Genomic DNA, 26,171 nt, shown 5'->3' with positions numbered 1-26,171 from the left:
ACAATTTGGGTGTTGGCAGGGCAAGTGGCGTCAGGTTCGAACCTGACGCCACTTGCCCTGCCAACACCCAAATTGTTTACACATAGTAGCCGCTACGTTAGCATTCCGATCAAGTTCTCCACCATGTTGGGCGCGCCAATGTATAGGGGCGTCCGCTGGTGTAGGCTGGTTGGTTTAATATCTAAAATTGACTGATGACCCGAAGAAGCCAGACAACCAGCCTTCTCAGCCAGAAACGCTAATGGGAAAGCTTCATAGAGTAACCGGAGTTTCCCATCCGGATTTTTCTTGGTTGGAGGATACAGGTAAATGCCTCCTTTCAGCAGATTCCGGTGGAAATCGGCCACCAGCGAACCGATATATCGTGCTGTATACTGTTTCGTTCGGCAATCTGTCAGGTATTTTTGAACACCATCTTCGTAGCTATCTACATTCCCATCGTTGCAGGAGTAAATCTGGCCATTGACTGGGCTATGAATATCCGGGTGCGACAGGATGTATTCACCCAGCGACGCATCGTACGTAAAGCCATTGGCGCTATGACCCGTTGTGTAAACCAGAATAGTCGAAGAGCCATATAAAATATAGCCAGCCGCCACCTGACGACGACCGCCCTGTAAAAAATCAGCCAGTGTAGGCTCGGAGCCAATGGGCGTAATGCGCCGGTAAATAGAAAAGATCGTTCCAATCGATACGTTGACGTCGATATTCGATGAACCATCCAGCGGGTCGATAGCGACCACGTATTTACCGTTATTATTCCCCGTAAAAATAATGTCTTCGTCTTCTTCTGAAATAATGGCGCAAGCTTCTCCCCCATTTTTCAGGGCCCGGCAAAAGCGAATATTGGCAATCATATCCAGCTTCTGCTGACTTTCGCCCTGTACGTTCTGAACGCCCATACCACCGGTCAGGTCAATCAGGCCAGCCCGGTTTACTTCACGGTGAATGATTTTTCCGGCTAGTGCAATATCCCGCAGCAACTGCGACAGTTCACCCGTTGCATACGGGAAAGCCGTTTGCCGGTGCATGATGTACCGGTCGAGCGTTACGCCAACGGGTAAGGCTAAAGGATGTGAGGCCGTGATTTCCATTTGTTCGACGTTCATCGTACTTGAGGGAGTTTACTTGAATAGATAGTTTACAGATTTAATAGATTTTTAAGTAGGTTGACTTGCATTGATAGTGTATAAATTAAAAGTAGCACGGGTTTTAACCCGTTTTTGGGCGCTTAGAAAAAACGGGTTGAAACCCGTGCTACCTTACTATGAAATTGAACTCATGCGACCGGTTCCGATTCGGGCGTTTCGAGATGAACGGGTTGCATGGTTGGTGTGAGCAGATGCATGACTACCCAGGCCAGTAAATAAGCTGAACCACACATCAGAAAAATGATGCCGTAGCCACCTTGAATGTCCCCCACTTTTTTGTAACTGTCCAGAATCCGACCGACAATCTCGGGAAAAATGATCCCCCCGACGGAACCTGCCATACTCCCAATCCCAACAACTGAGCTAACGGCCCGCTTAGGAAACATATCGGAAGCGGTAGTGAAAATGTTAGCGCTCCAGGCCTGGTGAGCCGCGCCCGCCAGACCAATCAACGCGACGGCGGTCCAGATACCCGGTCCAAAACGGACCGCAATGACTGGAATTACCAGCAGCGCAAAAATAAGCATGGATGTTTTGCGAGCTCGCCAGACAGTCCAGCCCCGGCTGATCAGCGCCGACGATAGATAGCCTCCACCAATGCTACCGATACTAACCAATGTATAGAGAACCGCCAGATACAGATTCGGCTTTTTGGTATCGAGATTAAACGTAGTGGAGAAGTAATCCTGCAACCAGAACAGGAAAAACCACCAGATTGGATCGGTCAGCATTTTCCCGAATACAAACGCCCAGGTCTGGCGTTTGCTCAGCAATTGTCCCCAGGAAACCGGCTTGCCATGGTCGGCGACTTCGTCATTGGTCGTTTCGTTATCGCTATGAATGTAGTCGAACTCCGCTTTGGACAGTTTAGCCTGCTTCGACGGAATTTCATAACCTACATACCAGAAAATTAGCCAGATAAACCCAACAGCGCCGGTTACGATAAAGGCCATTTCCCAGCCATAAGCGCCTAGAATCCAGGGAACTAATATCGGCGCTACGACGGCCCCGATGTTGGCACCGGAGTTGAAAATGCCTGTGGCCAGAGCCCGTTCTCTCTTCGGAAACCATTCGGCAACGGTTTTAATAGCCGCCGGAAAGTTACCAGCCTCGCCCAACCCTAAACCGATCCGGGCGAAAATGAAGCCTAACGTACTGGTAGCCAATGCGTGACCCATAGCCGCTATACTCCAGAAGATAATGGCGATGGTATACCCCATCTTGGTGCCGATCCGGTCAATGAACCGACCGAAAATCAGCAGACCAATCGCATAGGCTGCCGAGAACACCTGGACGATACGGCTATAGTCTAACTCCGACCAGTTGAACTCTTTTTCGAGTGTAGGCTTCAACAAACCGACCACCTGTCGATCAAGGTAGTTGATGGTCGTGGCGAAGAAGAGTAACGCGACGATAGTCCAGCGGTAGCTTCCAATGGATTTACTCATGCGGGTTGCGGAATAAAAGGTGTCACCATCTGAACCAGTGCCGCTACCCGTTCACGCAAAACGGCCGGATCAGCACTTTGACCGGAAAACAGCTGCGACCCGATACCCACCGCCGTTACGCCCGCCCGGAACCAGGACGATAAACTGTCGATAGTCGGTTCAACGCCCCCCGTTACCATGAGCTTCAAGGTTGGAATAGGCCCTTTGATGGCCTTAATGAAATCGGGTCCCACTACGTTCCCTGGAAACACTTTTACCAGATCAGCGCCCAGTTGCGTTGCCTGATAGATTTCGTTCAGGGTAGAACCAGCGGGCATCCAGGGAACATTCCGCTTCTTGCAAACGTCACCAACCGCAACTGTCGTTACAGGTTGTACAACGAAGTCGGCGCCCGCGTCCAGAAATTTCTCCGCATCTTCGGGTGTCAGGATCGTACCGATACCGATAGCCATCTCGGGGCAATTTTCCCGCACATGGGTCACCAGTTTGGTAAAAACGGACAGTGCCTGAGCACCCCGGTTCGTGAATTCAAAAACACGCAACCCTCCGTCGTAACACGCCTGCACAATGGCTTGCGCTTGCTCGGCGTCGGGATGATAAAACACCGGTACAATTGGGTGATTCGTGACTAAGTCAAGGATTTGTTCGGATGAAAATAAGGCCATAAGTGTTCGGTTAAACAAATTCGATTGATTCGATAGCGTAAATGAAGATGCTACACTGAATCGTAAGAATCAACAGAATCCATAGAATCTACTCGTGTTGGTGTTGGTTGGCTTCTTGTGTGCAAACGTCCGGTTATTTCCGCGACAGATTGCCCAGTGGCGTCACCCAATTCCTGCAATTTGCCGAACGCAGCAGCAGCCGCGAAATCGACAATCCCCTGTGGGGCATGCTGATTATAAAGACCATAAATCAGTCCCCCCATAAAACAATCGCCACTACCCACCCGATCAACGACCGATTCCGTAACTAATTCAGACGAAACGTATTGCTGACCATCGATATACAGTGTCGTATAATACCGAAGTCCCGTTGGTGGTGCGTCGAACCGAAACGTATTCGCCACAACCTTACAGCGGGGAAACCGCTCCTGAATAGCCTCCGATGTAGCCAGTGCATGATGCAGATAATCCGCCGGCTGCCCTTTGGCGTGGATATGTTCATCGACCGGAATACCCAGTAAAGCATTGGCGGCCCAGATATTCCCCATCACTACGTCGCAGTGTTTAACCAAAGCGGGCATCACATCAGCAGGCTTCATACCGTACTGCCAAAGCCGCGCCCGGTGATTCAGATCCATCGACACCGTAATGCCTTTTGCCGAAGCGGCCTCCAGCAACTCCTGGCAGGCGCCCGCTACGTTCGCACTCAAAGCCGGACTAATTGCGCTGACATGTAGCCAGCTCGTATTCTCTAAAATAACATCCCAGTCAACGGTTCCGACGGTTAGTTCGGAGAAAGCCGAATGAGCCCGATCATAAATGACGCCAGCGTTTTTCAGATCCGTTCCCTGCGGTAAATAATACGTACCGATACGTTGCCCAAACCGGACAATTCCCGATGGATCAATGCCTTTGTCAGCAACGTATCCAAGAATATCGTCGGCCAGCGAATTTTCGGGGAGAATCGTGCTGTATTTAACCGGAACGCCCCAATTGGCTAAAGCGGTTGCTACGTTCAGTTCGGCTCCACCCACAAACACAGGCATGGTTGCCTGTCGAATCCACCCCCCATCGGCAACTGGTGAAAACCGTAATAATAATTCGCCGAAGCAGCAGACTTTATTCATCACTAAATAGTATTTGTGGTGTCGGGTTCTCAAACCCGACACCACGATAATAGAAGTTAAACAGTCAATTCCAGGGGCTTACTACTGAAGCCAAAATACGTTTTAGCGTTGCCGTAGCAGACATTCTTAACCACCTGCCCCATCCAATCCATATCGTCGGGGAGCTCACCGTTTTCGATGTCGTTTCCGAACAAGTTACACAGAATCCGACGAAAATACTCATGACGCGGGTAACTCATAAACGAACGTGAATCGGTCAGCATGCCGACGAAGCGGCTCAGTAAACCCATATTGGACAGCGCATTAATTTGCCGTTCCATACCCTCTTTCTGATCCAAAAACCACCAGCCTGAGCCGAATTGGATTTTTCCAGCCACCGATCCGTCGTTGAAGTTCCCGATCATGGTTGCCATCAATTCGTTATCAGCCGGATTCAGATTGTATAAAATGGTTTTCGCCAGCTTATCCTTCGTGTCGAGTCGATCGAGGAAGCGGGCCAGTGCACGTGCCTGCGAGAAGTCGCCGATGCTATCCCAACCCGTGTCGGGACCGAGTTGACGTAGCATCCGCGAATTGTTATTCCGTAACGCGCCAAGGTGAAACTGCTGCGTCCATCCTTTTTCCCAATCCATTTCGGCCAGATAGACCAGCATCGCCGATTTGAACGTAAGGATTTCCGCCCCAGTCAGCGAATGACCAGACAAACGTTGGCCCGGCCGAATTTTATCAAAAATGGCCTTAACATCGGCGTCCCGGTAATCTTCAGCGTAAATCTGCTCCAGGCCGTGATCGGAAAGTTTGCAGCCCATAGCGGCAAAATAATCATGCCGCTGACGTAACGCATCCAGAAAATCATCGAAGTTAGAAATCGATACGTTACTGGCGGCTTCGAGCCGTGCTACGTACTGATTGAACGCAGCGGGATCTTCGACGGCCATCGCTTTATCGGGACGAAAAGCGGGCAGTACGCTAATCTCAAAACCGGAATCTGCCAGTTTTTGATGGTGTTCCAATGAATCGACCGGGTCATCTGTCGTACAAACCGTCTCTACGTTCATGCGCCGAAGCAGATTCCGAACCGAAAAATCCGGCGATTGCAGTTGTTCCGTGCAGGCGTCATAAATGCGTCGGGCACTCTTCCCGTTGAGCACTTCAGTAATTCCGAAATAGCGCTGCAATTCCAGATGAGTCCAGTGATAAAGCGGGTTGCGAACGGTATACGGCACCGTTTCGGCCCATTTCTGAAATTTGGCAAAATCTGTCTGATTTCCGGTACAGTAACTTTCATCGACGCCGTTGGTTCGCATGGCCCGCCACTTGTAGTGATCGCCGTAGAGCCAGATCTGCGTCAGATTGTCAAAAGTTTTGTCTTCCGCAATCTGATCGGGAGGCAGATGACAGTGATAGTCAATGATCGGCATGGGTTTCGCAAACTCATGGTAGAGTTGCTGTGCCGATTCGGTTTGCAAAAGAAAGTCGTCGTTCAGGAAGGGTTTTTTCATGGAATTAATGAGTTAATGGCTGGCGCTCATTCTATTATTAAATATTAAAGAGAAACGCCCCGTTTCCAGGGAATGAAATCGTCTTGTCCGTGACGGACGGCGGCTACTTCCACCTCGCCACTCGCTACGCGGATGATCTGTTCGAGCAGTCGTTCGCCCGCTTGCTGGATGGTTTCTTCTCCGTCGATGACCGTACCCGTGTTTACGTCGATGATGTCGGGCATTCGGTTCGCCAAAGCTGTGTTGCTGGAAATTTTAACGACGGGGGCGATGGGATTGCCAGTTGGTGTACCGAGTCCCGTCGTGAATAACACTACTGTAGCGCCTGAAGCAACCTCCGCCGTTGTCGATTCAACGTCGTTACCTGGCGTGCAAAGCAGATTTAATCCAGGTTTCGTCACCAGCTCGGGGTAATCCAGAACGGCAACGACAGGCGAGGAACCGCCTTTTTTTGACGCACCTGCCGATTTCATGGCGTCGGTGATGAGTCCATCGCGGATGTTACCCGGCGAAGGATTCATGTCGAAACCAGAACCAGCTTCCTTCGCCCGTTGGGCGTATGTATTCATCAGCTCCCGGAACCGGCTGGCTGTTTCGGCATCAACGCTACGGTCGCAAAGCTCCTGCTCTACCCCACAGAGTTCGGGAAATTCCGACAGAATAACGGTGCCGCCCAACGCTACTATTAAATCCGACGCTTGCCCAACGGCTGGGTTGGCCGAAATCCCTGAGAATCCATCCGAACCGCCACACTCTAACCCGATCGTCAACTTGCTGAGAGGAGCAGGCTGCCGGACACAGGCATTGGCCTGCATCAGTCCGGCGAACGTTTGCCGCAACGCCTGACTGATCAGCGACTCTTCCGTGCCGATGGTCTGTTGTTCGAGCACAAACAGGGGTTTGTCGAAGTTTGGATTCCGCTTGCGGATTTCGTCCTGCAACATACTCACCTGCGCGTTCTGACAACCCAGACTCAGTACCGTAGCGCCCGCTACGTTCGGGTGGGTGATGTAGCCCGCCAGTAGTCCGCAAAGCGCCTGCGCGTCCTGTCGGGTACCTCCGCAGCCGCCTTCGTGCGCCAGAAATTTCACGCCATCGACGTTTGGAAAGAGACGTAGCGTCTTTCGATCCAGGTTACCGAATGATTGTGCCGACTGATCAAGATCAGCCTGTAAGACTTCTTCAACAGTACGTCCAGCCTGTACCAGTTGCATCAATTCCTGTGTCTGGTGCTGATACGTATGCCGACGGGCGTAACCCAGGTCGTTTATCAACGCTTCTTCCAGCACCTGAATATTACGGTTTTCACAGAAGACGAGTGGCACCACGAGCCAGTAATTGGCCGTTCCAACGCGTCCATCCGAACGCTGGTAGCCCATAAACGTCTGGTTCTGCCAGCAATCAACCGCCGGGGGAGTCCATTGGTACGAGGAGCCATCCAGATCGTAGCTGTTGGTTGCATGCTGCACGTTGAATGTAGTTAGCCGACCACCCATCGGAATCGCCTGTTTTGCCTTACCGACCAATACGCCATACATGGTAATTGGATCACCAACGGCGAAATTCCGGATGGCCACTTTATGTTTTGCGGGAACAGCTTCCGTTACGGTCAGCGTTGACCCTTCCCAGAATGCCTGATCACCCGGTTCCAGATCGGTTAGCGCGACGAATACGGAATCATCGGGATGTATCTTTAATACGTTCTGTCTCATTTTGTTACGGCTTCATAATGATCGAACTGTGTGCACACGGTAGCCAGTACCCCATTTTCGATCATTTGCGTTAGATACGTAGTAACCGACTCCGCAAAGCCCGGTAGTTGACTTAAATCCTGTCCCCAAAGGGTTGTGTTCTGAAGTACCGTTTGGCTTAGCTCCTGGGGTGTCAGGCGTGCCCACAGATCGGCGAAATAACCTGCCTGCCCGTCATAAATCGGGTACGTTTCGCCGTTACGTTCACCATACCAGACCTCATCCTGTTGCGTAGTTGCCCGCATGAACAGCAGGTATGCTGCAAAGCCAAGCGAAATATAGCGGGGCGTAACGTTTAGTTTTTGATAATAATGAAGCAGTGTCGCTACGTTCCGCATCTGCATTTTCGCCGAATACTGCATTGTAATGGCCAGCCAGCGGTGTTCGATGAACGGGTTCCGAAAGCGGTCCAGTACCTGAAAGCCAAAGCGTTGCGCTATTTTTTCATCCACAGCATACGGAATTCCCGGTAGTAGTTCGCCCAGCATCACGCTGCTAATGAAAGCGGCCAGCCGATCATCTTCCATCGCTTCCCGTACCGTATCGAATCCGCTCAAATAGGCCAGGCCGCAACTCAGCGTGTGAGTCCCGTTAAGCAGGCGCAGTTTCAATTCGCGAAACTGATCGATGTTGGGCCGAATGATTACGTTCTCGTCGGCCTGATGGAATGACAGAATCTGCCGTACGTGCTCATCGCCTTCGATAGCCCACAGCCGGTAGACTTCCGAAATCGTCAACAGGTCATCTTCGTAACCAAGTTGCTCGGTCAGCGCGTGTTGAATGGCGGGATCAGGCCGGCCTGGTACAATCCGGTCGACCAGGGAGTTACAACAGGTATTGGCCGTTTCGAGCCAGTCGATGAAGCCACTTTCAAATTCATTCCGATGGGCCAGTTCGAGTAAAATGGCTTCAAGTTTGGTGCCGTTCTCCGGAATAAGTTCGGTCGGTACGATGACTAATCCCTTCGCAGGATCGCCATTGAACGCCTGATAACGGGCGTACAACACCGCCAGTAATTTACCCGGAAATGATTCGGGTGGAGATTGACGAACATCGTCCTGCACCAGTTGAATCCCAACTTCAGTGGTGTTCGAAATAACGATTTGCAGATCGGGACTCGTGGCTACCTGTAGTACGTCGTCCCACTGTTGCTTGGCCGACAAAACCCGGCTGATGGCCGAACATACGACGTTCTGTTCAACAAGCTGCTGATTCTCTACCCCCCGAATGCAGAGCGTGTAGAGGTTATCCTGACGGCTAAACGCACTCATATCGCCCCCATCCGTCGATTTCACGATGACGATCCGACCGTTGAAGATCCCCTGACGGTTCGCTTTGTCGATCAGGTAGTCGGGCAGGCCACGTAGTAAAACACCGGTTCCGAACTGAAGTACGCGCTCAGGCAGGTGTTGTAGTGAATCAGCTGGTAGACTGACGTCGACTTGTGGTTGGATCAGCGGCAGCGATTGAACAGATAAAGAAGTCATACGTTAATTAGTATTGGCTTATCGATACAGGCGCAAACTCAGCTTGAGCCGACCTATGTTCGGTAGATGTTTACGAGTGAAATTGTCTTTTTCGCAGAAGCCATCTGACGTTCTTACAGACTTGATCAGTAACTTGCTCTGGTAAGATTAAATAGGCTAATTTTTATAATAAAGCGTTTAGTGATATTTATTCACGCAAACGTTATCGGGAACGTTGCCGGATTTTAATTATCCTATCTGCTAGCTGTATAATGAGTATTTTGCCTCTTATCCCACCTTATATTCGTACAGCCTGACACGCTTGAAGAACTTTTGTACTTTACCAATATACCCCTTTGGACACAATCACAATAAAAGATATTGCCCGTGCCTTAAATCTGTCAACATCCACTGTCTCACGGGCGTTGCGGGATAGCTACGAGATCAATCCTGAAACCAAGCGCTTAGTGATTGAATATGCCGAGCGACTCGATTACCGTCCCAACCCGATTGCCCTTAGTCTGAAAGAAAATCGGAGTCGGGTCATCGGCGTAATTGTTCCCCAGATTGCCAACAACTTCTTCTCGCAGGTCATCAACGGCATTGAGGCCATTGCCTATAACCGGGGCTATAACGTTATTATTTTTCAAAGTCATGAATCGTTCGAGCGCGAACTCCTGACGGTGCAGCAGGCCGTAACCCGGAAGGCCGATGGATTGCTGATTTCACTTTCCAGCAGTACGTCAGACGTATCACATCTGCGAACCTTGCAGGAAAAAAAGTTACCCATTGTTCTGTTTGACCGCGTTTCCGCCGAACTTGACTTACCCTGCGTAACGGCCGATAATTTTGCGGGCGCTTTTGCGGCTACTGAACACCTGATCCAGACGGGCCGACGACGTATTGCCCACGTAACGATTCCGCCGTACATTTCTATTACGCAGGAACGGCTGGCCGGTTACCGGGCCGCTCTGGAACAGTATGGTATCCCTTATGTAGAAAGCTTAGTGCAGTACGCCGGTTTTGGACAGTATGAAGTCGAACCCATTATCGATGACCTGCTGAGCCAGAAGCCCGACGCATTTTTTGCCGCCAGTGACCGGTTGGCCCTTGGGTGTCTGGCCGCTTTGAAAAAACGGAACGTAGCGATCCCGGAAACGGTTTCGCTCATTGGTTTTACGAATACCCCCGTGGCCGATTTACTGGCTCCGCCCATGAGTACCGTCGAGCAGCCCGCTCTGGAGATTGGTCAGACAGCCGCCGAGCAATTGATTGACCTGATTGAAGACAAGCCGAAAAAGCCCAAGCCCGGCACAGTCCGAATTCCAACCCGCCTGCACGTGCGCACGTCTACGCAGTAGCAATCAGGCTATTTCTGAAGACTGATCTTCAATGAATCTTTCAAGATACGTTTTTGTAAGAGCGTAAAACTGTCGAGCACAGGCGATTGCCTGCCGGGCCTCTTCAACCGAAGACTAACGCAGTCGGAATAATAGACCTGATTGACGATAAGACCAAAGAACCCTGGCCCGGAGTTTTGGTCTGAATTTCTTAGTCGAATCAGAAACAAATGACCACTTGAAAAGCTTAGCGCATGGGCAGATTCAGGTCTATAGTCTGCTGATTCCGCATCACCCGAATCGGCAGTGTTTTCATGAAATGCAGTTGTTGCTGGAGATCCACCAGTTGCCTGATTGTTGCTACGTCGGTACCATTAGCGGTTCGGATTACATCGCCTTTTTGCAGACCCGCTGCCGCCAACCGGTTTTCTTTCGGTACCATTAGCACAACGATTCCGTTTTCATCCGGCAAGCCAAACGCCGACCGGTCGCCCAGTCCCTGAACGTTACGTATCGTTACGCCCAGCCAGGTCATTTCCGTTACGTTCTTTTCCTGTTGGGCGTTGAGCAATGCAGGTAGTTTGGGCGAACGGGCCAGCGCGCGTAAAGCAGGTTTCTGCACGCCAAACTGATGCATAGAGAAATTTTGAAAGCCTACCGCCAACGCCGGACTGTCTTTGCTTACCCGGTAATCGCCGTGTTCGGGATTGAGAAAGTGCGGATCGCCAAATCGACTATGCTCATCCGTATGATTCTGCTGAGCTTTGTGTAAAGCGTCCTGATCAGGAAATAGATTGTTGTCCAGCTCTTTCCCCCAATAATTAATCTGAATCGGGAAATATGGGCGCATAACAATGTTTCTCCGAAAGACATCGCCACTGTTTTTGAACCAGACGTGTGGATGAAACGAGTTGTTTACGATAACATTGTTTTCGGCGGTGCGATAGAATCCTTCCCGAAATTTCAGTCCGCCATTCAGCAGTACGTTATTATAAATGAGATAATTACTGCTGCCATCGTCCAGATCGATATCCCAGCCATGATCGCAGCGAAACCGATTGTTCCGAATAATAACCGGTTTCAGCGCATCCAGCTTGATCAACTCCGGATGAGCGGCCACTAAACTATCCATCGTTTTCCGATTAGAATGCCAGAACCGATCGCGTCCCCAGGAATTGAATGAACCGTGATCACCCGTTTCCAGTACGGTCTCAAACACGTCGTTGAATTCCAGCAGATGTCCACCCCAGGTGCCATCGCCAATGTTAATACCCGCCCGTGGTACGTGGTAAATCGTATTGTGGCGTACCGTAATGTCGGAAGCCATCGACAACTCCACACCGGTTGCCTGTTTCTCAATCTCGCCAATGTTGTGAACGAGATTATCTTCGGCTATGCATTGGGCAGGGTACCGATTGTTTTTGGGTCCCGGCTTTAGATCTAGTTGCGCGTAGGGCACAAACCATTCATACCGAAACTCGGGTGAACGTACCGCTGAGGTATCGCCCACAAAACCAATAGCCGTAGCCCCGACGTGGTGGATATGACATCCTTTCACCGATACAATCCGATTATACCGACTGACCAGTAAGGCATTACCACCCAGGTTGGTTAGTTCGCAATCCTCAATGCGGCAATTTTCAGTATTTTCCAGATAAACGGCGGCTCCGCGATACAGCATCCAGTCGCTACGTAGCAGCGGTTCATAGGGTTCCATAAATGTACGTTCAGCATTAGCCAGCCGGATACCCCGAATCTGAACCTGCCGAAGCGGAGCTTCTGGTTTCCCTGTTAACTCGATCAACGATTTTAGCCGCGACACCTCCACAACGGCCGTTGCCAGATCGACACCGGCGGGGGGCATGAACGAAAGCGTTTGGGTAATTTTATCGAAAAACCATTCGCCGGGCGCATCCAGCTCCTCGATAATATTCTCAACAAAGCGCTCTTTCGGGTGCATACCCATCGGACGATTATTTTGCCAGCCTCCCTCATACGTCAGCTTACCGTCGTTTTTGCCCGTAATTCGGTAATGGAAACCGCCCCACTCGTGCGCATGCAGTGCATGGATGTAGCCACCCGCCGGATTTCTCCACCGACCGACGCGCTCATCACTGGTAGCATCGGCGGCTGTTCCGTTGAACACATGAGCGGTAGAATCATAATTTGGGTACCGGGCCAGCACCTGCTTTTTGCCGTTGATGAACAGTTGCTCAAACGATTCGCCCGTTAGGTGAGCCGTCCAGATTCGTTCACCTGTTTTTTGCCAGTTCAGTTGAAGCCTCCGACCACCATTTAGTTCTACTGATTCGCCATTGTAGGCACTGATCAATAGTTTCTTTTTACCGATGCGCTGGGGATTTATACGTAACGTTTGAGGTAAGTAGTAAACGCCCTTACGTAATAAAACCTCCACTTCATTTTGCGGAGCCGCTTTTGCCTTCTCCAGCGCTTTTTCGAGCGTAGCGATCGGTGCGGTCAACGTACCAGCTTGGGCGTCATTTCCGGTTGGGGAAAGAAAAATACGGGTCTGCGAATACGCGCAGGACGATGCTACCAGCAGTAAAAAAAGAGTCCATTTGATCATGGTGGTCAGTTAAGATCAGAGACGAAGGAATTCAGCGATGCGTTAGGTCATAAAACAAGTTTTTCAGCGTCGACTACTTGCCACTCTCCGACCGGATTTACGGGTGGATACAATACCGCGAAACATCAATCAACTTAATCAGCTCGTGCGGCAAGGGCAATTTCTGCGCGCTTTTGAACATTATTATGATGAACAGGTCATTAATAACTAGCAACCGACCATTGGCAAGGCAGTTGATCGTCAGCGTGAACAGGAATTCTACATCAACGTATCAACGCTACGTGAAATCCGTATGCTCGATGTGGCTATGATTCTGCTGATCCTCATATGAGCCTGGCCTTACTGTTCACTGACAGCGGTCGCTACTCTATTGATCAATTATTGGCTAAATCGTCCAAAAAGCCTGCAATCGAACTAATTTGTTCAACCAGAACCCCCTAAGTATTTCACGAATAGAAAAATAGCTACGTAGCCAGTAATAGCTCGTTTTATGGAGTCAGGCTCCTAAGCCTGAAGTAGGGAAGACAGGGTATCTTTCGGTTGACGCTGACCATATGTACTTTTTCAGATAAATAGCAAAGCCGTACCTTACAGATACGGCTTTGATGTAAGCAATTGTACAAACCTGTAACTAGTTTGTCGATGTCAGTAATGATTCCTCTGCTTTAGCATGATTGATTTGATCCAACTTCTCCGAATTTGGTACGACCTGAGTTAGAATCAGAGGGTCATTCGGGGGAAATAATTCGAACTTGGCATCACCCTGCACATAGTACTGCTGGCCCGCTTGTAGCTGTAAAGTTAAACTCGGTTGGGCTCCTAAAGACAGCAAAGGTGGACGACTTGTAAAGGTGGTAGTACCTGCCGGTAAAACCACCTGACAGTGGCTATTCCGGCCCAGTTTGCACAACAACTTTCCATCGGCATAAATGCGGTATTTAGCCGAAAAAAGACCAAACACTTTCCCCTGATAAAAATGGACCGTGGCGGAGTTTTGGACGGAAGACTGAGCCCGGATTGAAGAGAAACCCCAGCCTAAGAAAGCGAAAACGAGTATCAATCTTTGACTATTCATAATACGCTAAGTTTAGTTTATTACATAAGTCCAACTTGTTACTTAGTCTACTCTGTATCAATTGTTGAAGTGGCTATACAAGTGCTTTTACAGTAAAAATATTGTATGTATACTCGTGGCATTCTATTCTAACCAGCTTCGATTGAACGTCTCACAAACTATTCTCCAATTCTCGCGAACTTCAGGGTCCTACATGCATTGACTCTACCAATCTACTAGTTGGGCCGGATGAATCCTAGCCGCTTATGCTTATATCCCCTCCCCTTACGGCGTTGTCTGCTTTAGGAGCCAGGTAGCCAAATCTTTACCCGCCTGGAAATTTTGATACGTAGCGGGTATTTTCCGCCCATCGGTATATTCATTGTAGAGCCACGGATCGCCAACGGCAAAAACTGTCCCTTTTCCCACTTTGGCTGTGGCGATAATGACGTCATTTTCTTTGGTTACAGCGGCTTTTGCAGGTGACTTTATGGCAATCGGTGAAAGTTCTTTGATGTAAACCGTTCTTGTCGATGGGAAAATAGCGTTGTTCGCCGGGATGTCGACCCGTCCCTGTTCAAACTGATCGTTCTTCACCATGTTGACATTTTTCGGCAGAAACTGCATACCAAACTGAGCCGCCAGTTGATTCAGGTGCGTATGTTCGCAATTGGACGTATCGTTGGCCATGAGTACCAAAACGCCCCCGGCTTTTACCCAATCGCTGATCGCTTTGGTATCGGCCGGGCTAATGTAGTTTGGTTTGGCCGTTTCCTTAGGCGTATCGGGATCAACGATGATGTAGACATTGACGTTTTTGAGCGAAGCCGCCGTTGGTGCGGTGGGCACCGTAGCGATTTTGGCACCGAGGTCGCGGAACGTAGTGCCCCACAACCAGAAACCTGAATGCTGACGATCTTCCCACGTATAATGAAACGGTTCCTGCTGGCCCGGTCCGTCGGTACGGTCGGTACGGTTTTGATCTTTCCGAAATTCGTGGTTGAAGTAAGTATCGACCGCTACGGTACGTCCTTTGCCAACCTTAGGTTCTCCAGCAATTTCTATTTCAACACTGGCCATGATGAACGGACCAACTCCTTTCAAATCGTCCTGACGAATTTTTTCGCTTAGGTAGTATTCATAGCTGCCATCGCGGTAAGGATTGCCGCCCAGTCCACCGACTAATACGGTTTTTTCTAAGTGAGCCAGTTTATCATTGTCGGTCGTGATAAAGTTTTTCAGCATACCGTCGAAGCCTTTTTTCGCAACGGGTAGCATGGACTGGGGTAAATAGCCCAGCCGAACGCCCTTTGCCAGCGCATATACAAACATGCCTGTTCCCGACGCTTCGAGGTAGTTACCTTTATCGCCCATGCGGTCGGTTATCTGATACCAGCAGCCAGACGCCGGGTCCTGATATTTCACGACGGCAGGCATAAACCGTTGCAGGATCGTTACCAACTCGCTCCGGCGTGGGTGCGTAGCCGGAACGTAATCCAGTACGTCGACCAGCGCCATCGCATACCAACCCATTGCCCGACTCCAGAAATTCGGTGATTTTCCCGATTTGGGATCAGCCCATTTCTGCTGGCGGCTCTCATCCCAACCGTGGTAGAGCAGTCCCGTTTTGGCGTCACGGGAATTCTTTTCCATCCAGACAAACTGGTTGATAATGTCCTCGAAATCTTTCCCGTCCTGGTCAAACAGTTTGGTGTATTCCGCATAGAAGGGTTCGGCCATGTACAGCCCATCGAGCCACATCTGATTCGGATAAATTTGTTTGTGCCAGAAACCACCTTCTTTCGTTCGAGGTTGTTCGGCCAGTTGTTTTCGGAGCAGGTCAGCGGCTTTCCGGTACTTTTCTTTATTCGGTAGCGTCTGCTCATACAGCATCAGCAACGACCGGCCGGGCGTAACAAAATCAATATTGAACTTGCTCAGATCGTAGGTCCGGATCGTGCCATCGTCGTTCACGTATCGGTCCATCTGTTTTTTGACGTAGTTGAAATAGCGGGCATCGCCGGTACGATACCACACCTGCGTAATGGCGTGTAGCACCAATCCCATTTCGTAATCCCAGTGAGCAACACGCCCGCCTTTGTACATGATCGAATCCGGATAAGTCGCCATGATCGTGGCCGTCATCTTCTGCGACCAGGGCGTAGACTGCGCCTGTAGACAGGATGGTAATGCAAGCAGGCAGAAAAAAAATAACTTCTTCATGAGAAAGTGAGTAAACGTAGGTTCGTTATCGGTACCACGGGTTTTAACCCGTTTTTGGTCAATCCCTGAACGGGTTAAAACCCGTGGTACCTTTTACTTGATCGTCAGTGCATTGGCCTGAACGTTCGCATCCGCCACAACCGTTTTTTTCGCATGGGACGTATCGGTATTCAAGAGATTGATCGTCCGCGAACGGTCGCCGGTGATATGCATTAACAAATCGGCATCATTGGTGTAGCGAATCTTGTCGAGCGTTACATTCTGGCTGTTCTGAAACTGCATCACGGTTTTGGCACTGGTAAGCAAAGCAACATTTTTCAGATTTATACGCTCCGCTTCAATGCAGACCAATCCTTTCCGGCTCTGCAACACCGCATTTTCAATCAGAATATCTTTTACGGCCATTTCGGGCAGTCCACGGATTAAGATGGCCGTCTCAGCACCTTTGCACCGCACATTACGTACCTGAAACGACCGGAACTGGGGCGTTGCTTCGGTAAGTGGTTGGGCCGGAATAGCAGGCAGTTCATTCGATTCACCGTGTTGGGGCACCGGATCTTTCGCAGCGTAATACATGTCGAACAGAATCGCTTCGCCCGCAATATCGGTCATGTCGATGCCATCGATGAAAATGTTTTCCACGATTCCGCCACGACCACGTGCCGTTTTGAACCGAAGGCCAACGTCGGTACCCATGAACGTGCAGTTCGATACGTATAGATTCCGAACACCACCCGACATCTCACTACCGATAACGAACCCGCCGTGCGCGTGATACACGCGACAACCACGAACGATGATATTTTCAGTCGGTACCCCCCGCTTGCGTCCCTGCTCGTCGCGTCCGGATTTGATGCAGATGCCATCGTCGCCCACATCGAACGTACAGTCTTCCACCAGCCCATTCCGGCATGATTCCAAATCCAGTCCATCGCCGTTCTGTGCATACCAGGGATTTTTGGCCGTAACCTTACGTAACGTAATGTTCTCGCATAAAAGGGGATGCAGACACCAGGCAGGTGAGTTCTGGAACGTAACGCCTTCGAGCAAAATCTTTTTGCAACGGGTTAAGCTCAGCATATTTGGCCGCAGGAAATCTTTTATCCCCTGGTAGTAGCTGAGTGGCTGTCCCGCTTTGGTCACTCCACTGGCGCCCTTCAGCGACTGTGCCGACGGATACCAGATGTCTTTTTTGTCATTTAATACGCCCCCCGAAGCCACCAGTTTCTTCCACTGATCGTCCGTCATCTTACTTTTTTTGACCATGCGCCAGGTGTCACCGGCTCCATCCAGGATACCGTCGCCCGTAATGGCAATATTTTCCAGGTCGGTTCCCGAAACAGGGGCCTGATTTCGGATGGCATCCTCCCCTTCCCAGGTGGTGCTCACCAACGGGTAAGCCTCACGTTGGTCCGTAAACTGAAGCAACGCCCCTTTAGCCAGATGCAGATTAACGTTATTTTTTAGTGAAATAGGTCCGGTTACCCATAATCCTGCTGGAACCAGAACGACGCCCCCACCCTTCTGACTGCATTGGTCAATCGCTTTCGTTATTGCCGACGTATTGAGTGTCAGGCCATCGGCAACGGCGCCAAATTTGGTGATGATAAGCGTATCCTTTCGGAAAGTCGGCAATTTCACCTCCGGCAGATCGCGCCCATGTGCAACCCGCGACGTAACAGCACTCCTAACTCGATTAGGGGATTGATAAAAATCTAACCGAAAGGCCATCGAAATGACCATTATAGTTAATCCTGAAAGTATTTTCATTGAATACGAAAAGGGAAAGATGTTACCAGCGTTTCGATTTTAACCCGAACCACCCACGATTTCACCTCTAAATTGCTCCTAAAATCAGCACTCATTCAAGAGAGTATTGACCTTTTTTTACGCAATCGTTCCCGGTAACGTTCTCAAGCCTATCCATTGCCATTAGCTGACAAACGACTAAATACCGAAAAAATGGCAATAGCTGTTATCATATCGAAATGCCTCTGAACCCTTCGTCAAACGGTTCAGAGGCATTTCGATACAAACGAAATTTAGTATACAGCTTCTAAGTCAGACCGACCAATAACTAATCTAGGCGTAGTCCCATTCCAGTTGACAATCTGCCTAATAACGAACCTTTCCCTTCACGCAGAGGGATTTTGGGTGAAAAAAAACTGACTACTCAGCACATTAACGCCGAACGTATTAATTGAGGTGGGGTAACAATCGCCTGATAGCAAACCATCGGCGACGCGACACCGGCAAAACCAGGCCTGAATGTAAGTACATTAGACCACCGGTCTCCTGACTGATTCGCTCCATTCGTTCTATGTAATGTAGATTGACGACGCAATTGCGGTGCAGTCTGATAAACCATTCATGCGGTAGTCGATCCATATAATATTTTAAGGTACGGGGCATCAGCATGCGTTGTCCATCCTTCCAATAAAGCCAGCTGTAGTTACCGGAAGCCTGCAAATACATCAGGTCTGATACGGGAAAATCGAATTTGCCGATTTCACGCATGTATATCCTGAGTGTACTAGTGGGTAAAGTAGGGCGTGAAAGGGTGTTGCGAAAGTCAGGTTTCATTAACGGATATTGAGTAAAAGTGTTCATGGTACACAGGGCCCAAGTGCCGGGCGGTTAAGAGGTCGGTAATAAGAAATATTACGGTCGGACCGACTCAGTGGAATCGACTCAATCGGAAGCTGGCTATCAGAAAACGTATTGCTGATCAGTGAATTAACTAACAAAGTCGATTACACTAAAACGCCTTCCTTCGGCTTGCCAAAATTCACTTGGTGGCACGTGAGAGACCAGCGTGTAAACACCTGTTCGAAAAAAGCACGTGTTTACACCTAGTTGATTTGTACAGTTAGCGGAGCAACCGTCGATTTCGATGAATAAACTGTTTTAAATCTGAGCCGTGGATTCCCTTGACCTTCAAATGAAAAAAGCTCAACTTTTTCTTGACTCTCCCCTTACGTCATAGCCTACATTTGCTTCCGTCAATCCGATACGTATAACTATGCGACCGTATTCTGTCAAAAATCTGGCGAAACTAGCGGGTGTCAGTGTGCGCACACTACATCATTATGATCGCCTGGGGTTACTCAAACCATCTGTCCGTACCGAGGCCAGGTATCGATTGTATGGTCAGAATGAGTTAATCCGTCTGCAGCAGATTCTCTTCTACAAAGAGCTGGATTTCTCACTCGAAGAGATTTTCCATATTCTGGAAGACCCCAATTTTAACCTGTTAACGGCGCTGGAGAGTCATAAGCAAGCACTTGAGGCTCGGCAGGATCGACTCGCTACGTTGCTAAAAACGATTGACAAAACGATTTCAACTTTAAAAGGAGACCGAGTTATGTTAACGAACGAAGAATTATATGAGGGCTTCCCGAAAGGTCAGGAGTACCGGCAGGAGGCTATAGACAAATACGGCGCAAAAACCGTAGAAGACAGTGAACAGAAACTACGTCAGTTGGATAAAGCGGGCTTTGAGCAGTTAAAAGCTGACCAACAAGACATTGCGCAGACCTTAGCCGGTATGGTGAATCTGGACCCGGCCAGTGCTATTGTACAACAGCAAATCGCCCGGCATTACCAGAATATCCGGGGTTTCTGGGGTGAGTCGGTCTGCCAGTCGAAAAACATGGCTGAAGCCTACAAAGGGCTGGCCAAACTGTATATCGATGATCCGCGATTTACCAGCCAGAACGGCCAGGCAAATCCAGACTATGCCCATTTTCTGAATAAGGCAATGGTCCATTTTTCCGATACGCAGCTTAGTTAATTAGTCGACAGCTATGCAATGAGGACACTTTTTAGTACAAAAGGCCGGAAACACTGGCCTTTTTGCTTTATAAATTCTTTGGGATGCCGTAGCATAGACAAGAGCCAGATGTAAACGGGGTGCACCGGTTGAGGAAATCGTCTCTCATCTGGATTATCGTCTAATGAAAGGCTTACTGACGCCAAAGAAAATAGAATTATTTGTTAAAAAATCAGCAAAAAAGACAGGATAACATTTTTTTGTTTAAAGGATTAAGCATAGATTTGGGCGCAATATTTAGTAGATGAGTGCTAAAAAAACTTCATTAAAGGATATAGCGCAGAAAGCAGGCGTCTCCACAGCCCTGGTATCTTATGTGCTGAATGGTAAAGAGAAAGAAAGTCGGGTTGGACAGGAGATTGCCGCCAAGATCAAAGAGATTGCGAAGGAACTCCACTATCAGCCCAACCATCTGGCGAAAAGTTTACGAAGTGGAAAAACACATACGATTGGGCTGATTATCGCCGATATTTCCAATCCCTTCTTCGCAAACATTGCCCGGGTGGTTGAAGATGAAGCAAAAAAGAACGGATATACCGTCATTATCGGCAGTTCCGACGAGAACCCCGATAAGTCGCGGGATTTATTGAACGTACTGATAAACAGACAGGTCGATGGATTTATTATTGTTTCCTCCGAGGATTCGGCTGAACAAGTTCAGGATCTGAAAGCGAAAGGTATACCATTCGTTCTACTGGACCGGTATTTTCCGGATATACAGACCGATTTTGTTTCAACCGATCATTATCAAGCAGCCTATGACGCAGGAAATCACTTGGTTAGCAGCGGCTATAAGCGCATCGGCATGATTGCTTATAAATCGCAGTTATTTCATATGCAGGAGCGTATACGCGGTTATCAGGATGCACTGAAAGACAACAAGATACCGTTTCAAAAGGCCTGGCTAAAAAAAGTGCGATTCAGCTACATCGAATCAGAAGTCAGAGCAACTATTGATGAATTAATGGCAATGAAGCCGCCAATCGATGCCTTAATTTTCGCTACGTATGGCCTGGCAATCAATGGATTGAAATATTTTAACGAATTACGGCTGCGCGTTCCGGATGATCTGGCCATTGTCAGCTTCGGGCAGGCAGAAGTATTTGATTTATACTATTGCCCGATTACCTATTTGAAACAACCGATCGGGTTATTGGGTCAAACCGCCGTTGGTTTATTAGTGAACAAAATAAAAGACCATCAGAAAGGACCAGCCCAAATACTTATGAAAGCCGAATTAATTGTTAGAGCGTCGTCAAAAACTAAATTTCCAGAATAGACTTTGATTTATTAATCTGCTTAAACGATTAAGCAACTATTCCTATCTTTTACCCTTATGCAACGTAGACATTTCCTTAAATCTGCCTTCGTCGGTTCATCGGCTGTTTTAGCAGGTCTTCCTTTAGTCCAGGCTCTGGCAGCTCCACCGAAACTAAAAATCACTAAAATCAGGTATTACGCAGCACCTGGCTACAACAAGCCATTGTTTAATCAGGCGCGGGGTATCGTTGAGATTGAAACCGACGGGGGCATCATCGGCATTGGCGAAGGGGGTTCGAAAGATATGGTCGAGCAGTTGGCGCAGATGATAATTGGCGAAAATCCGTTCCGTATTGAACACATCTGGCAAAATCTGTATCGGGGCATGTTTTACCCGCCAGGTCGCGAAAAGCTACACGCACAGGGCGCTTTGGATATGGCGCTTTGGGATCTGAAAGGCAAAGCTTTGGGAGTTCCCGTCTATGAATTATTGGGTGGTGCTACACGCGATTACGTTGAATGTTACGCAACGGGTTTCCGGGCTTCCAAAGCGAAAACAGAAGAAGAACGCGCCAGGGATTGTATTGAAGCGGGTTTACGTGCGTATCGAATTGGCCCAACTGGCGGCAATGGCGATCAGCCGTTCGACTTTTACGACAATGCGAAGAAAACCATTGAGTTCTGCAAACGGATTGACGCGGCTGTAGGGGGTGGCGGGAAATGGGCCCTTGATCTACACACCCGTTTCGATACGACGGAGGGCATCAAAATCTGCAAGGCTCTTGAAAATATGGAGCCGTATTTCGTTGAGGACATTGTTCGTTCCGAAAATCCGGATGTCTACAAAACAGTACGTCAGATGACCAACGTACCGATTGCCGTTGGCGAGCAGTTCGGCGATCGCTGGGATAGCAACACGTTCATCGAGCAGCATCTGATTGACTATACGCGCTTTACGTTGCCAAACACGGGTGGTATCTCCGAGTTCAAGAAACTGGCCTCCATGTGTGAGACGCATTACGTCGGTATGATCCCGCACTTTACGGGTCCATTGGCGACCGCTACACTGGTACACGTATTAGGTTCCAGCAGTCCAATGCGCTGCCTGATGGAATTGGGTGGCGGTGAACCCGAACGACCGGCTTATTTCAATGAAGATTTCGTCAACTTCAAAAACGGCAAATTATACCTGAACCCGGAACCGGGACTTGGGGTGAAGTTCGATCCGAAAAAAGCGACGTTCCTCTTCGAAGTGAAAGAGAACACGAAGTTCCCGCATCCGATTCTGAAAGCGCCGGACGGGTCGATTCATAATTGGTAGGTGGCTAGTGCTGCGGTCAGAATCAGGCGAATGGTATGACCCCGGCGGGGTCATATGTTTATAGCAAATGCTAGCTGTATACATATCTGACCCCGGCGGGGGTCATACTGTTCCGCTCAATTCTACCCGACTGATTCATTAATGATACGCCAATAGTTTTTAAACCCAGTCCCAGAACTGGTTGGCAGGCTGTTTTTACAATCTCTTTAAAATTAAACTATACCTATATTATTCATTACTATACAAAGAGCATATTACCTTTTTTCCTTAAACCCTTAATCCGTTCTTTCCATGAAAAAAGCTCTAATACTCAGTCTGTTTTACACAGTTCTGTTTAGCAGCATAGCGTTTGCGCAGAACAACAAAGTAACCGGTAAGGTGACTGGCACAAATGATCAGGGACTACCGGGGGTGAACGTAGTGGTGGGTGGCACGTCAGTTGGTACGGCCACTGATGCTGAAGGCAACTACTCCATTAATGCACCTGCTACGGCTTCACTGATCTTTTCGTACATCAGCTATGTAAGTCAGACGGTGCCGGTTAATAATCGCGCTATCGTCAATGTAAAGTTGGCCGAAGATGCTAAAGCAATTGACGAGGTTGTCGTTACGGCGCTGGGTATCAAACGGGAAGCCAAAACGCTGGGGTATGCAACGGCAACGGTCAATGCCGAACAGATTAACGTAAACCGTACCAACAATTTCATGAACGGCCTGCAAGGGAAAATGGCCGGCGTGAACATTACCGGCATGAGTTCGGGTCCCGCTGGTACGTCAAAAATCCGGATTCGAGGTCAATCGTCGTTCAGTGGTCAGAACAACCCGCTGATTGTGGTGAACGGGGTACCCATTGACAACTCGAACTATTCGCTCGGGGGCGACTACGGCTCCCGTTCAACTACGGGCCTGCCGGTTAACAGTTCCGATGGGGGCGACGGACTATCATCCATCAACCCCGACGACATCGAAACCATGACTGTACTGAAAGGCGGTACGGCGGCCGCGCTCTACGGCTCGCGCGCGAAAGACGGCGTTGTGATGATTACCACCAAAAGCCGGGGCGTCGGTAAAGGACTTGGCGTTACGTATAACACCAATTTTACGACCGAAACGGCCCTCGATTTCACGGATTTTCAGTACGAATACGGCCAGGGCGAGGGGGGCAAACGACCTAATTCGTCTACTCCCCCCACTTCAGGGGTATGGAGTTTTGGCGAGAAATTTCAGCCAGGCATGACCCAGATCCTGTTTGATAATAAGACGTATCCCTACGAACCGGTCTACAATCGGGTGAAGCAGTTCTATCGCACGGGAACCAACTTCACCAACACGGTAACCGTAGCCAATAATGGGCAAAATGGTGGCTTTAGCCTGTCGCTGAGCAACACCGATAACAAAGGCATTATGGAAAACAACACTTTCAATCGGAAGGTGATCAACTTAGGTTTCAGCCAGAATATCAGCAGTCGGCTTACGGCACTGGGGAACATCAACTATTCGAAAGAGAATAACGTCAACCCGCCCCAGCTGAACGCGCAGGATTTTTCGGTCTCAACGGTCATTTTCACCCTGGCCAATTCCATGCCGTTCCAGGCGCTGCGGGACAATCAGACCCTACCCAACGGCGATGAGTTTTCGTTCGCGCGTTTTCTGGTTCGCAACAATCCGTATTATTCGATGAATTATCACTTCGAAAACATCGTTCGCGACCGGATTTTTGGTAACGTAGCGTTGAAGTATCAGTTCACCGACTGGCTCTACCTGCAGGCACGTATCGCGCAGGATTACTACGTTCGGAATCAGGACTACAACATTCCGAACGGGTATGCACCCATCGCGAAAGCACCCACGGGCTATGTCAACGGCTCGTACACGCAGGATGTTCGCCAGAATACAGAACGAAACATCGACTTTATTCTGGCTGGTAACCGAACCTTCGGTAAGATTGGCGTCGACATAACGCTGGGTGGTAACACGCGTTATAATCGACTCGACTACAACAGCGTAACGGTACAGGATTTCGTGCAACCGGGTCTATATACCGTCGCGAACGGACGGGTTAAAAACCCGATTTATGGTCTTTCAGAACGGAAAATCAATTCGTTGTATGGCAGCGCCACCCTCTCCTACAATGATTACCTGTTTTTGACTGCCACGGCCCGGAACGACTGGTTTTCGACCCTGTCTCCGTTAAATCGCAGCATTCTGTACCCCTCCGTCACGGGTAGCTTCGTTTTCTCGCAGGCATTTGAAAACCTGCCTGAATGGCTATCCTTTGGGAAACTCCGGGCGGCTTATGCGCAGGTCGGCTCCGACAACGTAAGCCCCTATTCGAATGCGCTGTATTTCCAGGTCGATAACAACCCATTTCCGAACCCATCGGGGCAGTCCGTGCCTGTTGGGGGCATCAATACGTCGGTCGTTCCGAACAAAGACCTGCGCCCGCTACGTATTCAGGAAGCCGAAGTGGGTCTGGAACTGAAGCTGTTCAATAACAAAGTTGGCTTCGACTTCACGTATTACCGTAAAATCACCAACGACCAGATTCTGTCTGCCCAGATTTCGGATGCTTCCTCATACACCAATAAGCTGATCAACGTAGGTCGGAGCATGAACCAGGGGCTCGAAATGGCCTTAAACTTCTCGCCTGTTGTTACGTCTTCGTTCCGCTGGGATTTTAATGCCAACGTATCATATAACACGTCGAAAGTGCTGCAACTCGGTTTATCGCCTAACGATACGGTCATTACCGTAAGCGGAGGTAGCGGCCGGGTGCTAAATCAGGTAGTAGGCAAACCACTCGGCCAGTTATACACATTCTTTTACCTGCGCGATGCCCAGGGCCGCAAAGTTTTTGACCAGAACAGTGGCATGCCACTCCGAAACAATACGCTGGTCAACGTAGGCAGTGCGTTACCCAACTACTTTGGCGGAATAACAAACACCTTTACCTATAAAGGTCTTGCGCTCTCGGTCCTGATCGATTTCAAACTGGGTGGCAAACTGATTTCTGGACGCAACATCAACTATCTGCGCCACGGTCTATCGAAACGGACGTTGCCAGGCCGGGATGTGGGCTACGTGATTGGTGACGGCGTGAATCCCAACGGCGAAATCAACCAGACCAGGGCGGCTGTACAACCCTTCTACGAGTCGCTTAACCCGCTGGGCATTCACGAAGATTTTGTCAACAATGCCGGATTCTGGAAACTGCGGCAAATCACGCTTGGCTACGACTTCAGCAAGATTCTCCCGCAAAACTTCTTCATCAAAGGGCTGAGACTGAATGCTGTGGCCAACAACGTACTGATTATCAAGAAATGGACCGAGAATATGGACCCGGAAGAAGCCAACGTTTCGTCGGACAACTCCGTCGGGCTCGATTTCTGGCCGGGTTTACCGCCAACGCGTATGATGGGCTTTAACCTCAATGTTCGGTTCTAA

General features: G+C 49.4%; 17 protein-coding genes. 5 read left to right on the top strand and 12 right to left on the bottom strand.

Annotation, left to right across the window (positions count from 1 at the left end; genetic code table 11):
• Positions 1-92 precede the first annotated feature (92 nt).
• The 7 genes from fbp to IC230_RS23340 all read right to left on the bottom strand — a co-directional run bounded on the left by fbp (position 93) and on the right by IC230_RS23340 (position 9,131).
• Positions 93-1,094 carry a class 1 fructose-bisphosphatase gene (gene fbp, locus IC230_RS23370; RefSeq protein WP_191041493.1) on the bottom strand — a complete coding sequence of 334 codons (1,002 nt, stop codon included), beginning with the start codon at positions 1,092-1,094 and terminating at the stop codon, positions 93-95.
• A 185-nt stretch (positions 1,095-1,279) separates the two neighbouring features.
• On the bottom strand, positions 1,280-2,599 hold the full coding sequence (locus IC230_RS23365; RefSeq protein WP_191041470.1) for an MFS transporter: 1,320 nt from the start codon (positions 2,597-2,599) through the stop codon (positions 1,280-1,282).
• Positions 2,596-3,264, bottom strand: a complete 669-nt coding sequence (locus tag IC230_RS23360; RefSeq protein WP_191041469.1) for a beta/alpha barrel domain-containing protein — start codon at positions 3,262-3,264, stop codon at positions 2,596-2,598. The genes IC230_RS23365 and IC230_RS23360 overlap by 4 nt, the downstream gene beginning before the upstream one ends.
• Before the next feature lie 50 nt (positions 3,265-3,314).
• Positions 3,315-4,391, bottom strand: a complete 1,077-nt coding sequence (locus IC230_RS23355; protein WP_191041468.1) for a sugar kinase — start codon at positions 4,389-4,391, stop codon at positions 3,315-3,317.
• A gap of 56 nt (positions 4,392-4,447) precedes the next feature.
• Complete coding sequence (uxaC, locus tag IC230_RS23350; protein WP_191041467.1) at positions 4,448-5,893, bottom strand: glucuronate isomerase; 1,446 nt, start codon at positions 5,891-5,893, stop codon at positions 4,448-4,450.
• Positions 5,894-5,937: 44 nt separating this feature from the next.
• On the bottom strand, positions 5,938-7,605 hold the full coding sequence (locus IC230_RS23345) for a UxaA family hydrolase (protein ID WP_191041466.1): 1,668 nt from the start codon (positions 7,603-7,605) through the stop codon (positions 5,938-5,940).
• Entirely contained in the window at positions 7,602-9,131 is a 1,530-nt protein-coding gene (locus IC230_RS23340; RefSeq protein WP_191041465.1) for a tagaturonate reductase, read from the bottom strand. The genes IC230_RS23345 and IC230_RS23340 overlap by 4 nt, the downstream gene beginning before the upstream one ends.
• Positions 9,132-9,466: 335 nt before the next feature.
• Here IC230_RS23340 and IC230_RS23335 point away from each other — a divergent pair, with 335 nt between their 5' ends.
• Positions 9,467-10,471, top strand: a complete 1,005-nt coding sequence (locus IC230_RS23335) for a LacI family DNA-binding transcriptional regulator (RefSeq protein ID WP_191041464.1) — start codon at positions 9,467-9,469, stop codon at positions 10,469-10,471.
• 226 nt (positions 10,472-10,697) lie between these two features.
• Here the strand turns inward: IC230_RS23335 and IC230_RS23330 are convergent, their stop codons facing one another.
• The 5 genes from IC230_RS23330 to IC230_RS23310 all read right to left on the bottom strand — a co-directional run bounded on the left by IC230_RS23330 (position 10,698) and on the right by IC230_RS23310 (position 18,924).
• Positions 10,698-13,037, bottom strand: a complete 2,340-nt coding sequence (locus tag IC230_RS23330; RefSeq protein ID WP_191041463.1) for a PDZ domain-containing protein — start codon at positions 13,035-13,037, stop codon at positions 10,698-10,700.
• 631 nt (positions 13,038-13,668) lie between these two features.
• The gene (locus IC230_RS23325; protein ID WP_191041462.1) at positions 13,669-14,112 is read right to left on the bottom strand and encodes a hypothetical protein; all 444 of its coding nucleotides are present in this window, start codon (positions 14,110-14,112) and stop codon (positions 13,669-13,671) included.
• 264 nt (positions 14,113-14,376) lie between these two features.
• A complete protein-coding gene (locus tag IC230_RS23320; protein ID WP_223860789.1) occupies positions 14,377-16,314 on the bottom strand; it encodes a DUF4350 domain-containing protein in 1,938 nt (645 codons plus the stop codon).
• A gap of 93 nt (positions 16,315-16,407) precedes the next feature.
• Positions 16,408-18,084: a glycoside hydrolase family 28 protein gene (locus IC230_RS23315; protein WP_191041461.1), complete on the bottom strand. Its 1,677-nt coding sequence runs from the start codon at positions 18,082-18,084 to the stop codon at positions 16,408-16,410.
• A 426-nt stretch (positions 18,085-18,510) separates the two neighbouring features.
• Positions 18,511-18,924: a LytR/AlgR family response regulator transcription factor gene (locus tag IC230_RS23310; RefSeq protein WP_223860788.1), complete on the bottom strand. Its 414-nt coding sequence runs from the start codon at positions 18,922-18,924 to the stop codon at positions 18,511-18,513.
• A gap of 412 nt (positions 18,925-19,336) precedes the next feature.
• On the opposite strand from IC230_RS23310, the gene IC230_RS23305 reads away from it, so the two are divergent.
• From IC230_RS23305 to IC230_RS23290, 4 genes are all read left to right on the top strand, one after another.
• The gene (locus IC230_RS23305) at positions 19,337-20,107 is read left to right on the top strand and encodes a MerR family transcriptional regulator (RefSeq protein ID WP_191041460.1); all 771 of its coding nucleotides are present in this window, start codon (positions 19,337-19,339) and stop codon (positions 20,105-20,107) included.
• A gap of 283 nt (positions 20,108-20,390) precedes the next feature.
• Positions 20,391-21,425, top strand: coding sequence for a LacI family DNA-binding transcriptional regulator (locus tag IC230_RS23300; RefSeq protein WP_191041459.1), 1,035 nt, complete (start codon positions 20,391-20,393; stop codon positions 21,423-21,425).
• A 57-nt stretch (positions 21,426-21,482) separates the two neighbouring features.
• Positions 21,483-22,727, top strand: a complete 1,245-nt coding sequence (locus IC230_RS23295) for a mandelate racemase/muconate lactonizing enzyme family protein (RefSeq protein ID WP_191041458.1) — start codon at positions 21,483-21,485, stop codon at positions 22,725-22,727.
• 291 nt (positions 22,728-23,018) lie between these two features.
• On the top strand, positions 23,019-26,171 hold the full coding sequence (locus IC230_RS23290; RefSeq protein WP_191041457.1) for a SusC/RagA family TonB-linked outer membrane protein: 3,153 nt from the start codon (positions 23,019-23,021) through the stop codon (positions 26,169-26,171).

The organism is Spirosoma validum, from assembly GCF_014699035.1.
Lineage (GTDB): Bacteria > Bacteroidota > Bacteroidia > Cytophagales > Spirosomataceae > Spirosoma > Spirosoma validum.
The sequence above is the reverse complement of the archived record's forward strand: the minus strand, read 5'-3'. Positions and strand labels throughout refer to the sequence as shown.

Coding starts and splice junctions, on each gene's coding strand:
- IC230_RS23340 (WP_191041465.1), bottom strand. CDS start 9,131: ATGACTTCTTTATCTGTTCAATCGCTGCCGCTGATCCAACCACAAGTC.
- uxaC (WP_191041467.1), bottom strand. CDS start 5,893: ATGAAAAAACCCTTCCTGAACGACGACTTTCTTTTGCAAACCGAATCG.
- IC230_RS23345 (WP_191041466.1), bottom strand. CDS start 7,605: ATGAGACAGAACGTATTAAAGATACATCCCGATGATTCCGTATTCGTC.
- IC230_RS23295 (WP_191041458.1), top strand. CDS start 21,483: ATGCAACGTAGACATTTCCTTAAATCTGCCTTCGTCGGTTCATCGGCT.
- IC230_RS23310 (WP_223860788.1), bottom strand. CDS start 18,924: ATGAACACTTTTACTCAATATCCGTTAATGAAACCTGACTTTCGCAAC.
- IC230_RS23325 (WP_191041462.1), bottom strand. CDS start 14,112: ATGAATAGTCAAAGATTGATACTCGTTTTCGCTTTCTTAGGCTGGGGT.
- IC230_RS23290 (WP_191041457.1), top strand. CDS start 23,019: ATGAAAAAAGCTCTAATACTCAGTCTGTTTTACACAGTTCTGTTTAGC.
- IC230_RS23315 (WP_191041461.1), bottom strand. CDS start 18,084: ATGAAAATACTTTCAGGATTAACTATAATGGTCATTTCGATGGCCTTT.
- IC230_RS23330 (WP_191041463.1), bottom strand. CDS start 13,037: ATGATCAAATGGACTCTTTTTTTACTGCTGGTAGCATCGTCCTGCGCG.
- IC230_RS23320 (WP_223860789.1), bottom strand. CDS start 16,314: ATGAAGAAGTTATTTTTTTTCTGCCTGCTTGCATTACCATCCTGTCTA.
- IC230_RS23365 (WP_191041470.1), bottom strand. CDS start 2,599: ATGAGTAAATCCATTGGAAGCTACCGCTGGACTATCGTCGCGTTACTC.
- IC230_RS23360 (WP_191041469.1), bottom strand. CDS start 3,264: ATGGCCTTATTTTCATCCGAACAAATCCTTGACTTAGTCACGAATCAC.
- IC230_RS23355 (WP_191041468.1), bottom strand. CDS start 4,391: ATGAATAAAGTCTGCTGCTTCGGCGAATTATTATTACGGTTTTCACCA.
- IC230_RS23305 (WP_191041460.1), top strand. CDS start 19,337: ATGCGACCGTATTCTGTCAAAAATCTGGCGAAACTAGCGGGTGTCAGT.
- fbp (WP_191041493.1), bottom strand. CDS start 1,094: ATGGAAATCACGGCCTCACATCCTTTAGCCTTACCCGTTGGCGTAACG.
- IC230_RS23300 (WP_191041459.1), top strand. CDS start 20,391: ATGAGTGCTAAAAAAACTTCATTAAAGGATATAGCGCAGAAAGCAGGC.